Source organism: Enterococcus sp. BWT-B8, assembly GCF_020567625.1.
Lineage (GTDB): Bacteria > Bacillota > Bacilli > Lactobacillales > Enterococcaceae > Enterococcus_L.
The window spans coordinates 154,099-165,622 of the sequence record NZ_JAJDJV010000008.1 but is presented as its reverse complement, the minus strand read 5'-3'; the positions used below and the strand labels follow the sequence as shown (position 1 = coordinate 165,622).

The 11,524-nt window shown below is 39.8% G+C and carries 8 protein-coding genes; all 8 read right to left on the bottom strand.

The window, feature by feature from the left end:
• Nucleotides 1–269 precede the first annotated feature (269 nt).
• On the bottom strand, nt 270–1,634 hold the full coding sequence (gene rlmD / locus LI951_RS09510; RefSeq protein WP_267491713.1) for a 23S rRNA (uracil(1939)-C(5))-methyltransferase RlmD: 1,365 nt from the start codon (nt 1,632–1,634) through the stop codon (nt 270–272).
• Between the two features lie 512 nt (nt 1,635–2,146).
• A complete protein-coding gene (locus tag LI951_RS09505) occupies nt 2,147–2,404 on the bottom strand; it encodes a hypothetical protein (protein WP_202066931.1) in 258 nt (85 codons plus the stop codon).
• A 29-nt stretch (nt 2,405–2,433) separates the two neighbouring features.
• Nucleotides 2,434–3,492 carry a diacylglycerol kinase gene (locus LI951_RS09500; RefSeq protein ID WP_229441967.1) on the bottom strand — a complete coding sequence of 353 codons (1,059 nt, stop codon included), beginning with the start codon at nt 3,490–3,492 and terminating at the stop codon, nt 2,434–2,436.
• 17 nt (nt 3,493–3,509) lie between these two features.
• A complete protein-coding gene (gene gatB / locus LI951_RS09495) occupies nt 3,510–4,940 on the bottom strand; it encodes an Asp-tRNA(Asn)/Glu-tRNA(Gln) amidotransferase subunit GatB (RefSeq protein ID WP_202066929.1) in 1,431 nt (476 codons plus the stop codon).
• Nucleotides 4,940–6,409 carry an Asp-tRNA(Asn)/Glu-tRNA(Gln) amidotransferase subunit GatA gene (gatA, locus tag LI951_RS09490; protein ID WP_229441966.1) on the bottom strand — a complete coding sequence of 490 codons (1,470 nt, stop codon included), beginning with the start codon at nt 6,407–6,409 and terminating at the stop codon, nt 4,940–4,942. The genes gatB and gatA overlap by 1 nt, the downstream gene beginning before the upstream one ends.
• Nucleotides 6,409–6,714, bottom strand: coding sequence for an Asp-tRNA(Asn)/Glu-tRNA(Gln) amidotransferase subunit GatC (gene gatC, locus LI951_RS09485; RefSeq protein ID WP_202066927.1), 306 nt, complete (start codon nt 6,712–6,714; stop codon nt 6,409–6,411). The genes gatA and gatC overlap by 1 nt, the downstream gene beginning before the upstream one ends.
• Before the next feature lie 424 nt (nt 6,715–7,138).
• Complete coding sequence (gene ligA / locus LI951_RS09480; RefSeq protein WP_229441965.1) at nt 7,139–9,172, bottom strand: NAD-dependent DNA ligase LigA; 2,034 nt, start codon at nt 9,170–9,172, stop codon at nt 7,139–7,141.
• Nucleotides 9,173–9,185: 13 nt separating this feature from the next.
• On the bottom strand, nt 9,186–11,399 hold the full coding sequence (gene pcrA / locus LI951_RS09475) for a DNA helicase PcrA (RefSeq protein ID WP_420705925.1): 2,214 nt from the start codon (nt 11,397–11,399) through the stop codon (nt 9,186–9,188).
• Between the last annotated feature and the right edge of the window lie 125 nt (nt 11,400–11,524).

Below are 11,524 nucleotides of genomic sequence, written 5' to 3'. Positions count from 1 at the left end.
GTTAAAAAGAACCCTCATTAACAGAATCAATGCATGAAAAACAAGCAGCTAGGTAGGTGCCCACCTAACTGCTTGGCTTTATTCTCTTGTATTTCTTTCACCAACACTAGTTGACAATGAGCCCGTTTATTTTATATATTTATATTTGGCAAGCAGATTCTCTCGTTCCATATACAGCTTTTTCTATTCAATAATACCTGCTAATAATCCTGCTAATTTTCGACAAAAAGAGACATCCCGCTTTCAAGGAATGTCTCTCACATATATTATTATTTTCTTTGCAACAAAGTAACACTTTCCACATGATGGGTCTGAGGAAACAGATCGATTGGCTGAACTTTCTTCACTTCATAGTTTGAAGCAAACAGTTTCAAATCTCTTGCCAGGGTTGCAGGATTACATGAAATATAAATAATTCGTTCCGGCTGCATCTCAATAGCTGTTTCAATAAATGGCTCTGTCAATCCTTTTCTAGGCGGATCAACAACTAAAACAGTTGGGTCAATACCGGACTCTTTCCATTTCTGCATTACTTTTTCAGCAGAGCCAGTTTTAAACGTAACATTCTCTATACTGTTGTTGAAGGCGTTTATTTTTGCATCATCAATTGCCTCTTTAACAATTTCGACTCCATAAACATGGTTCACTCGATCTGCCATCGACAATCCAATAGTTCCAATTCCGCAATAGGCATCAATGATGATATCGTCTTTTGAAAGTCCCGCAAAATCCATTGCTGTCTGATACATAAACTCTGTCTGTTCTGTATTCACCTGATAAAAAGAGGGGGCTGAAATTTGATAAGTTTTTCCTAACAGCTGATCTTCAATATGATCTTTACCGTAGAGCAGCTTGGATTCTTTTCCTAAAATAACATTGGTCTTATCTGGATTAATATTTTGAATAATCGAAACAACTTCAGGCAGTTCCTTCAAAATTTCTTCTGTAATTTGTTCATGCTTAAATATCTTCCCTGTTCTGGTTACCAATACAACCATCATTTGATGAGAGTAATGACCACGACGAATAATGATATGGCGCAGATTTCCAACGTGTCCCTTCTCATCATAAATCTTCACATTGAAGCGAGCCAGAATATCACGAATGACTACAATAGCCTGATCAATTGCCGGATCTTGAATATGAAAATCTTTAATAGGAATCAAATCATGACTGTTTTTGCGGTAAAAACCTGTTTCGATCTGACCGGCAACTTTTCTAACTGGAATCTGAGCTTTATTCCGGTAGCCCACAGGATTAACCATTCCAACAGTCGGCAAAACAGGAACATCCGGCATTTTACTGATTTTTTCCAGAACTTTTTCGACTTGTTTTTGTTTAAATAGAAGCTGAGCTTCATAAGTCATATGCTGAAGCGGAGCAATGCCTGTTCTCAAAAGACTTTCGTCAGTCAGCGTGACTCTATCAGGACTGTCCGTCAGACGTTCCAGAACTTTTCCATAGCCAAATTTAGTTCCAGCCTTTAAAACCAGAATTTTTACCTTTTCTCCAGGAAGGCTGTTTTCTATGAAAAGCGGATAACCATCCACTTTACCGACACCTAAGCCTTCATGAGTTAAATCAATAATTTCTACTTCAATTGTTTCGTTCTTCTGTACTGGTTGTGTTTTCATAATTCGTTCCTTCCTCTTCTCACTTGTTCCATTCTAATGAAAATCAGCAGGAAAAGCAATCATGTTTCGTTTAAAACAGGAAAGTAAAATAGGGCATTAGAATACGCAGTGATCTAGTAATATTGTATGGTCAAAGATACATTGGGAATTTCAAAAAAAAACATGGTTTCAGAAATAACCATGACTTTTATAAATTTCATTCTGTTTAGATTAAAACCTTTTTGCCGGGGTGGTTCTAGTTGATTGTAAATGGTTATAAATTTCATTCTGTTTAGATTAAAACGATAATGCTGCTCTTGTTATCGGTGCTTCGCTTGTTATTATAAATTTCATTCTGTTTAGATTAAAACCAGACAATGAAAATGGGACAGACGATCAAATAAAATTATAAATTTCATTCTGTTTAGATTAAAACGGGTGCCTATTTTCCCCTTACCACATAAGGATTTTCAGCGCCTGTTCTGTCGATCAGCTAACTTTCTCGCTTTGACCTCTCCATTTTACTGTAGTTATTACTCAAAAGTCAATGCTAGCAATGTTTCTATTAACTGTCGATCGCCCACCTTTTCTACAGTATTAAAGGTCGACAGCTTCAATCGTAAACCAATTTTTTTATCCTGCCGCTCGAGCATTCCCAATATTATCTCCCTTTCTAACAGAACAAAAAAGCTGAAATTCAAGAAAATCAGCACTTCTTCTGAAAGTGCGCAGTACGACCGCACCATGGCAGTCGACTGGCGATTTTCATTAAATTTCAGCTTATATTTCATATAATAATAATGCTTCCTAAAATCAAAGGTTATTTTTTAACTTTTTCTCCTCCGGCAATTTTTCCATCACCATCGATATCCTGATCTGTCAGCTTTTCAACTTCCTTCACAAAATCTCTGGTAATCCCTTCATAATCTTCTTCATCTTCATCAACAATTCCAATAACAGCGTCAGAAGGAATATCATCCATATTTGCAAACATTTCGATATGCTGATGCAGATTCTTAAAGGTCATAGGTGCTTCTCCGCCGTATTCACCATCAAGGTTAATGAGCATCCTGTTTTCAGCATTCAGTGTCTCTGCATGGAGATAGTTTGTTTTCGTATAAATCAGACGATTATCTTCTACATGTTTTCCGCCATTCAGCATCAATGCCACCAGATGAACAATTTCAAAGATGTTTGCTGTTTTTACAATAATTAATGAAAACTTGCCGTCGTCCAGTTTTGCATCAGGAGCGATCTGTTCAAAGCCTCCTACCGAATTAGTCAGACCTAAAAAGAACATAGAGGCATTTCCTTCATAAACACCGTCATCATAAGTCATTCTCATTTTGATCGGCTTTACTCTCGGCAGCATTTCTGCTCCCTTTACCAAATATGCAAGATAGCCAAAAATACTTTTCAGTTCAGAAGGCACCTCATACGTTAATTCAGTCAAGTGCCCGCCGGCAGCAATGTTAATAAAATAATTTTCAGCAGCCTGACCAATATCCATTTTCACCGTCTGATTTTTTTGAATCACTTTTGCAGCTTCTAGAATATTGTTTCTAGGAATCTTTAGTGCTCGGGCATAGTCATTTGTCGTTCCTGCCGGAATAACAGCCATCAACGGACGATTTTCAAGAGGAGCAATGCCATTGACCACTTCATTAATCGTACCGTCTCCCCCAGCGGCAACAATCAAATCAAATCCCTGTAAAGCTGCACGTTTTGCTTCATTTTTTGCAGAATCCTGTTCCGGAGTTGTCGCATATGCACTTGCTTCATAACCAGATTCCTCTAAGACATTGAGGATATCCGCCAAGTTCTTTTTGACCAGTTCCTTTCCGGATGTTGGATTATAGATAACTCTTGCTTTTTTCATATCCTGTCAGCTGCTTTCTATCGTTTTGCTAACTCTTCCTGTAATAGCTTGTTCACAACGCCGGGATTTGCCTTTCCTTTTGTTGCTTTCATAATCTGTCCAACTAAGAATCCAACAGCACGGTCTTTCCCATTTTTGAAGTCATCAACGGATTGTTGATTATTGTCCAACACTTCATTAATTATTGGAAGCAGCTGTGCAGGATCAGATAGCTGAACCAGTCCTTTCGCTTCAACAACTTCTTTCGCATCTCCACCATGTTCAATCAATTCTTTAAAAACTGTTTTAGCAATTTTAGAACTGATAGTTCCATCTGCAATTAATTTGATCATACCTGCAAGATTTTCCGGAGTCAGCTTAGTATCAAGCAGTTCCATCTTTTCACTGTTTAAATAGGCAGAAACTTCGCCCATTAACCAGTTTGATGCTTGCTTAGCATCTGCACCGGCTGCCAATACAGCTTCAAAGAAATCAGACATTTCTTTTGTCAGCGTCAGAACCATAGCATCATATTCCGGCAAGCCCAACTCACTGCTGTATCGTTGACGACGTGAAGCCGGTAATTCAGGAAGTGTTTTCCTTACCTGTTCAATCCATGCATCGTCAATTGCAAAACGTGGAATATCCGGTTCCGGGAAATAACGATAATCGCTTGATCCTTCTTTAACACGCATCAATAATGTTTTATTCGTTGTTTCATCAAAACGGCGCGTTTCCTGCTGGATTTCTCCTCCTGAAAGAAGAACTTTTGCCTGACGTTTTTCTTCAAAAGCCAGACCTTTTTTAACAAAGCTCATAGAGTTCAGGTTTTTTAATTCTGTTTTTGTTCCAAATTCCTCCTGTCCATACGGGCGCAGAGAAATATTCGCATCACAGCGCATTGATCCTTCTTCCATTTTCACATCAGATACTTCTGTAAAGAGAATAATTGAGCGCAGAGCTTCCAAATATGCATAAGCTTCTTCCGGAGAACGCATATCAGCCTCAGACACGATTTCGATCAACGGTGTACCCTGACGGTTTAAATCGACATAAGAATATCCATCCGTTCCATGGATATTTTTACCAGCATCTTCTTCCAAATGGACGCGTTCAATACGAATTGTCTTCTTTTGACCTTCTACTTCAATTTCAATCCAGCCGTCATGACCAATCGGCTGATCAAACTGAGAAATTTGGTAGGCTTTGGGGTTATCCGGATAAAAATAGTTTTTACGGTCAAAATGTGTATCTTTTGAAATTTGGCAATTCAACGCAAGGGCTGCTTTCATTCCAAATTCCAAAGCTGTTTTATTCATAACAGGAAGGACACCGGGATAGCCCCAGTCAATCACTGCTGTATTACTGTTAGGTTCTGCACCAAAATGGGCTGGAGCCGGTGAAAAGATTTTAGAGTTTGTTTTTAATTCCACATGGACTTCCAAACCGATGACTGTTTCAAAATTCATTAATCATTTCCCCCTAAAATCACTGGTTTTTTTGTATGAAAATCAGTTGCTTGTTCAAAAGCATAGGCTGCTTCATACATTGTTGCTTCATCAAACGCTTTACCGATAATCTGAAGACCTACAGGCAATCCTTCTGAAAATCCTGCTGGAATTGACATCCCAGGCAATCCAGCCAAGTTAACAGGAATCGTTAAAATATCATTCATATACATCGTAATCGGATCATTAATATTTTCCCCAATACCATAGGCTGCTGTTGGTGCTGAAGGGCCGATAATCAAATCATACTCAGCAAAGACTTTTTCAAAGTCTTGTTTAATCAGCGTACGAACCTGTCCGGCTTTTTTGAAATGGGCATCATAGTAGCCGGCACTCAGTGAAAAGGTTCCAAGCATAATACGGCGTTTTACTTCAAGACCAAATCCTTCAGTACGTGAATTTACATAGACATCTTCAAGATTTTGAATATTTTCTGAACGATAACCATAGCGAATACCGTCAAAACGCTGCAGATTTGAACTTGCTTCAGAAGAAGCGATGATATAGTAAACTGCAACACCATATTTAGAATGAGGAAGACTGACTTCTTCAATTGTTGCACCAAGGCTCTTAAAGGTTTCTACAGCCTTTAAGATTGCTTCGCGCACATCAGGAGCTACACCTTCACCCAGATATTCCTTAGGTAAAGCAATCTTCATTCCCTTAATATCACCAGTTAAGCCTGCAGCAAAATCAGGAACAGAATTTCCTGCAGAAGTTCCATCTTTCGGATCAAAGCCGCTGATCGCATTTAACACAAGCGCATTATCCTCAACTGTTCTTGTCAATGGTCCGATTTGATCCAGACTTGAAGAAAAAGCAATCAAACCATATCGTGAAACTCGCCCATATGTAGGCTTCATTCCTACAATCCCATTGAATGCTGCCGGTTGTCTGATGCTTCCACCGGTATCACTTCCAAGAGAAACCGGAACCTGACCCGCTGCAACCGCAGCTGCAGAACCGCCGGAAGAACCTCCTGGTACCTTAGAATAATCCCATGCATTTTTCGTTTTCTTAAAGTAGGAATTCTCTGTACTTCCACCCATAGCAAACTCATCCATATTCAGCTTGCCTACTGGAATTAAATCAGCCTGATAAACCTTATCCATCACTGTTGCATCATATATAGGGTTAAAATTGTTTAAAATCTTTGAAGCTGCCGTTGTCAGAATATCTTTTGTAACAATATTATCTTTAATCCCAATTGGAATTCCTGCTAAAGGATTTGATTCAGTAATTCCTTTTTTATCAATTGCTTCAGCCAGATTCACGGCTTTTTCTTCATTTAAAGTAATAAAAGCATCAATATCTGTTTCAGTTTCCTTGATTCGGTCAAATGTTGCTTTTGTAAGATCCGCTGCAGTAATTTCTTTTGAAACAAGAAGATTATGCAGCTCTGCAACAGATTTATCATATAATTTCTCCATTATGCGCCAGCCTCCCCATTGTCAATAATTGCCGGCACTTTGATATATCCATCTTGTGATTCCGGTACATTTCTCATTAATTCTTTTCTATTTGTTCCAGGCTCTGAAACATCGTCTCTCATTACATTTACTGTTTCCACAACGTTGGATGTAAACGGAACGCCAGTTGTATCCACTTCTTCAAGCAGTTCAACCATATCAATGATTTTACCCAACTGATCTGTAAATCCAGTCAATTCCTCTGGAGAAAATGACAGTTTTGCCAATTTTGCCACATGCTTTACTTGTTCTTCACTGATTGCCATAAATACCCTTCTTTCCTCAAAAAATACCAATGTCTTTTTTCTTTACCGCAAAAACAAAAGATGACACTTCACAGCTGCCTAATCTAATTTGATGAAGTTTTATAAACCCCAACATTTCTCAGGCAACAAAAAAGACAGTTTTTTCTATTCTATCATAAAAATATCTGGTGATTGAAAGAGATCATGGAAAAAACTGTAAATTTCCTGTTTTTCTGATCTTTCTTTCAAACCTTCAAACATAAAGGCGAAAAGGAGCCAGCTCTACTCTGTTTGTTTCAACTAGCCGTCCCTTAGATTGTTTTTTGCCTAAGGAAGGATCATCAGCTGTTTCAATGCTGATATTCAGTAAAATCGCCTAAGCTATGCCAGACGGACAACAAATACATACATCGTCTATGTTAGCCAAGCCTGACATTAAACTTAACTAGAAATGGCTGTTTTCAAGTGCTTCCACCATTTGATCTTCCGTCCAGACAGATACACCTAAGTCCTGCGCTTTTGTCAGCTTGCTGCCTGCTTCTTCTCCTGCCACAACAATATCTGTTTTTTTCGAGACGCTGCCGGTTACTTTTCCACCGAGACTTTCAATTTTCTCTTTGGCTGCTTCCCGAGTGTATTTTTCCAGTTTCCCGGTCAACACAACGGTTTTATCTTTAAAAGGAGATTCCACATCTTCCAGCTGTTCACTACGCAATCCTTTATACGTCAGATTCACTCCGGCTTTTTCAAACTCATCAAGTAGTTCATGCACTTCTTCATTCTCAAAATAAGTAACCAGACTGTCTGCAATAATATCACCGATAGAATCCAAAGCAACAATGGTCTCTTTGTCCGCCTGCGAAATTGTTCGAAGATCTCCAAAATACTCAGCCAATACTTTAGCTGCTTTAGCTCCGACATGGCGAATCCCTAGACCAAAGATCAGCCGCTCCACCGAATTTTCCTTACTTGCAGCAATCGCTGTATAAATGTTATGAGCAGATTTTTCTTTAATTTTATCCAGAGTCATCAGCTGTTCCTCTGTCAGGAAATACAGATCAGCTACATCTGAAACCAGTTCTTTATCAAACATCTGCTCTAAAACTCTGGGCCCCAATCCGTCAATGTTCATTGCATTTCTGGAAACAAAATGACTAAGCCCTTCTTTAATCTGGGCGGGACATTTAGGATTAATACAACGTAAAGCAACTTCTTCATCTAAATGAACCAGTTCACTGTTGCAGACCGGACAATGTGTTGGTGCCTCAAATCCTTTGCTGTCTTCCCCTCGCTTATCAAGCAGCACCTGAGAAACTTCTGGAATGATATCTCCGGCTTTATAAATAATCACGTGATCGTTCAATCGAATACCCTTCATATTGATAAAATCTACATTGTGAAGGCTTGCCCGGCTGACTGTCGTTCCGGCAACTCGGACTGGTGTCATAACAGCTGTTGGAGTCACCACTCCAGTACGTCCGATTGTCCATTCAATATTCTCAATCACAGTTTCAGCCTCTTCTGGAGGAAACTTATAAGCAATTGCCCAGCGTGGTGCTTTCACCGTAAATCCCAGCTCATCCTGCACATGAAAGTCATTGACTTTGATTACTATTCCATCAATTTCATAGGGCAGTTTTTCACGCTTCTCATGATATGCTTCAATATAAGCCCATACTTCATCAATATCCTTGCACAGTGTTTTCTCAGGATTGGTACGCAAGCCTATCTCAGGCAGCTCTTCCAAAGCATCAAACTGTGTTTCAGCCTCCATCGGTCCAAAATCAGCCACAGCATATAAAAATGTACTTAAATTACGCTTTGCTGTAATAGCCGAATCCAACTGACGAAGACTGCCTGCTGCTGCATTCCTTGGATTGGCAAAAACATCCTTGCCAGCTTCTTCCCGCTCCTTGTTCAAATTGACAAATGATTGTTTCGGCATATAGCACTCGCCGCGAACCTCAATAGATACAGGCTTCTTCAATTTAAGCGGAATAGATTTCACCGTCTTGAGATTTTCAGTAATATTTTCTCCAACGGTTCCGTCTCCACGCGTCGCTCCCTGAACAAAGTCACCATCCACATATTTCAGCGAGATAGCCAAACCGTCAATTTTTAATTCACAGCAGTAGCTGACTTGTTGACCAGCCAGCTTTTGAACCCGCTCATCAAAAGCATAGATATCTCCTTTTGAAAATCCATCATTCAAACTGTACATTGGAACATCATGGGTTACTTTCTCAAACCCTTCCAATATTTTCCCGCCTACGCGCTGTGTCGGTGAATCAGATGTGATCAGATCAGGAAATTCTGTTTCAATATCCACAAGCTCCTGATACAGTCTGTCGTATACATGGTCTTCTACTGTCGGCTGATCCTCCACATAATATTCATGAGAATAGCTGATCAGCTGCTCTCTAAGTTCCTTTGAACGCTTTGCTGCCTGTTCCAAGGTCAATGGTTGATCCGTTCCCATCTGTGTTCTCCTCCTATATTTTTTCGATTGGCGCAAATGCAGCCAGCAGACGTTTAATCCCTTTTTCCGGAAATGCAATATCCAACTCAAGATCTTTTCCATTGCCTCCGGTCTTAACGATCGTCCCTGTTCCCCAAGCTTTGTGTTTCACTTTATCTCCTGCTTTCCAGTCCATCGCTTCACCACCGCTGGCTATTTTATCTGTAACTGATTTTTGCGTCGGCTGACTATAAGCAGGTTTAAAAATCCTTGGTTCCCGCTGCTGAACAGTTCTTTGCTGCGATGAAAAATCAACACCCTGTCTGTTAAACAGCTCTTCTTCAATTTCTTCCAGAAAACGGCTTGGACGATTGTACTGCGTTTTTCCATATAAGGTACGAGAAAAAGCATTTGTCATATACAGCACTTCTTCTGCTCTTGTAATTCCAACATAGGCAAGGCGGCGCTCTTCTTCCAGTTCATGTTCTTCAAGCATGGCACGAGAGAGAGGAAATATCCCTTCCTCCAGACCAATCAGGAAGACTACTGGGAACTCCAGCCCTTTGGCTGCATGTAAAGTCATCAGAGTTACCTGTGAAGTACTTTCTTCAAAATCATCAAGATCTGATACCAAGGCCAAATCATTCAGGAAAACAGCCAGCTTTTCTTCCGGTGCTTCCGCTTCTTCTTCATTCTGACGGGCATAGCGTTTATCAAATTCCTGCGTAACACTTAGAAATTCATCAAGGTTTTCAAGCCTCGTCTGTGATTCCAAATTATTTTGTGCAACCAAATCATCTTTATAACCGCTTCGATCCAGCACTTCTTTGACCAGCTCAGTAATTGTCAGATAAGGAACCATTTGAGTCAGCTCCTGAATCATCAAGCCAAATCCCCCCAGCTCTTTCCCTGCTTTACCAGAAATATTGGCAAGCTCCACATTCTGAGCCGCTTCCAGCATAGACCAGCCATGCATGACAGAAAAACCTCTCAATTTATCGACCGATGTTTTTCCAATTCCGCGCTTCGGCGAATTGACGATTCGTTCAAAGCTCAAAGAATCCATAGGATTGGAGATAATGTTCAAGTACCCCAGAATATCTTTGATCTCTTTCCGATCATAGAATTTGTGCCCGCCAATCATCGTATAAGGAATATTCGATTTCAGCAGCATCTCTTCCATTACACGCGACTGTGCGTTTGTTCTGTAAAGAACTGCAAAATCACCATAGATTCGATCATTGTCTGCCATTTCTTTTTGAATTTGCTGAACAACAAACTGTGTCTCTTCACGTTCGCTGTTTCCGCGGTAATAGACAATTTTTTCACCGTCATCATTCTCAGTCCAAAGGCTTTTATCTTTCCTATTTCGATTATTGCCGATTACATTATTGGCTGCAGATAAGATTTTTTTGGTTGAACGATAGTTTTGTTCCAGTAAAATGACTGAAGCATTAGAATAATCTGTTTCAAAATCCAGAATATTCTGCATATCAGCTCCCCGCCAGCCATAGATACTTTGATCTGCATCTCCTACTACACAAAGATTTCGGAAGCGTTCAGCCAGCATATTGACAAGCATGTATTGTGCATGGTTTGTATCCTGATATTCGTCTACATGAATATAGTGAAACTTATTTTGATAATATCCCAGTGTATCCGGCTGTTCATTAAACAAGCGAATTGTATTCATGATCAGATCGTCAAAATCCATACATTGATTGTTTCTCAGCTCTTTCTGATATTTAGCGTAACACTTGGCGGCAATTTCCTCATATTGACTGCCCTGAAGCTCAGCCATTTTTTCAGGCGTCTGCAATGCATTTTTTGCATTACTGATGGTTCCCAGTATTGTTCTTGGATCATATTTTTTTGCATCAATATTCAGTTCGGCAAGTACTCGTTTCATCAAAGTCCGCTGCTCTGAGGTGTCTATAATTGTAAAGTTCCGATTGTAGCCGATCTGGTCCACATCCCGGCGGAGTATTCTTACACACATTGAGTGAAAAGTCGAAATCCAGACATCCTCACCGCCATGCGCCAACAATCGAGCCACTCGTTCTTTCATTTCTTTAGCTGCTTTATTGGTAAATGTAATTGCCAGAATATTCCATGGATTGACATTCTTCTCTTCAATTAAGTAAGCAATTCTATGAGTTAAAACCCGCGTCTTTCCACTGCCGGCACCGGCCATAACTAAAAGCGGTCCCTCTGTATGTAAAACAGCTTCTTTCTGTTTAGGATTCATCCCTTGAATCAAGGCGTTTTTTGGAGCCATTTTCAACGTCCTCCCTTAAATTTCAATCCTTACTATTATACCAAATAAATGGGGGAAATTCTTTAAAAAGACCTGTTGATTTTAACAATTTATTC